Annotated in this window: 3 protein-coding genes; 2 read left to right on the forward strand and 1 reads right to left on the reverse strand. The window is 49.6% G+C overall.

All coding sequences use genetic code 11. The features are described from left to right. The coding region (locus I6E24_RS16360) for a helix-turn-helix domain-containing protein (RefSeq protein WP_235329761.1) at positions 1-227 on the forward strand (227 nt) is incomplete at its 5' end. Between the two features lie 30 nt (positions 228-257). Then, positions 258-560 (forward strand): helix-turn-helix domain-containing protein, encoded by a 303-nt coding sequence (locus tag I6E24_RS16365; RefSeq protein WP_235302670.1) that lies wholly within the window; start codon positions 258-260, stop codon positions 558-560. A gap of 67 nt (positions 561-627) precedes the next feature. Here I6E24_RS16365 and I6E24_RS16370 read toward each other — a convergent pair whose 3' ends face one another. Further along, positions 628-990, reverse strand: coding sequence for a RhuM protein (locus I6E24_RS16370; RefSeq protein WP_235302669.1), 363 nt, complete (start codon positions 988-990; stop codon positions 628-630). Positions 991-1,125 lie beyond the last annotated feature (135 nt).

Genomic DNA, 1,125 nt, shown 5'->3' on the forward strand with positions numbered 1-1,125 from the left:
AAAAAGTGACCGCCTTGCAGCGCAAGGGGGACGGGAAACGCCTTGCCCGTTGGCTCACGGGCGACGAAGTGTGTAACCGGTTACGGATAAGCCAGCGCACCTTGCAGAAACTGCGTGACAAGGGATTTATCGGCTATTCACAGATCGGGCACAAGTTCTTCTACAAGCCGGAAGAGGTAAAGCGACTGATTCCGCTTGTGGGCATAATCCACCCCGGCGGCAAATAACCGAATATTCACCGCTAAATCCGAAGTAACATGAACGAGAACAATGAAATCATCACGATGGAAGACGAAAAGGTCGCTTCCATGTTGCAGAAAATGAGAAAAAGCTCCAGATGGCTCAGCGGGTTTCTGGAGAGTTACCGCCCACCGCTTGACGGTGAGGTGTACCTGACGGACAAGGAAGTGGCAGACCTTTTACGGGTAAGCCGCCGTACTCTTCAGGAATACCGTAACGAGCGGCTGCTGCCTTATATCATTTTAGGCGGAAAGGCGCTGTATCCCGAATCGGGACTGCGTGAGGTGCTGGAAGCGAACTATCGGAAACCTTTCAGATAACCTCAGAAAAAGCAAGAACGGACAACCGAATGACGGCTGTCCGTTCTTGCTTGCGTTTGTTCCGTTCTCAGCAATGGCCTCCTTTGGCTATCGGCACAAACAGCATATAGGTATCCTTCTGCTCTTTGGCGTACGCTTTCCGTAAAAGCCACGAACGGAACACATGGGTATAATAGGTATTCAGGCGGAACGCTATCGGTACAATGATTTCAAGGGAATAGACATCGGCATTCAGACCGTTTTCCAGCCGGACATACCGGCACACCTCAAAGTCATTCAGCACGTCCGTTTTCAGGATTGCCCGGATAGCCGCATTTACCGCCGTTGTTGTCACATTGAACAGTTCTCCGATTTCCCATGCCGTCATCCATACATCGTTACCGGTTACGGTTACCGATTTTCCTTCTATGGTAATGATATTTCGTTTCATGATTCTTCTTTTTTAGATGTTGCATCCTTTGAACTCTTCTATGCTGCCAAGACGTGCGACAAGATTTTCCATATCCTGATTGAGCTTTTCTTTTGTAATCTGTAGGCTCGGCTGTCGGCGCCATGCCACCTTACG

Origin of the sequence: Bacteroides caecigallinarum (assembly GCF_021530995.1) — a bacterium.
Lineage (GTDB): Bacteria > Bacteroidota > Bacteroidia > Bacteroidales > Bacteroidaceae > Phocaeicola > Phocaeicola faecigallinarum.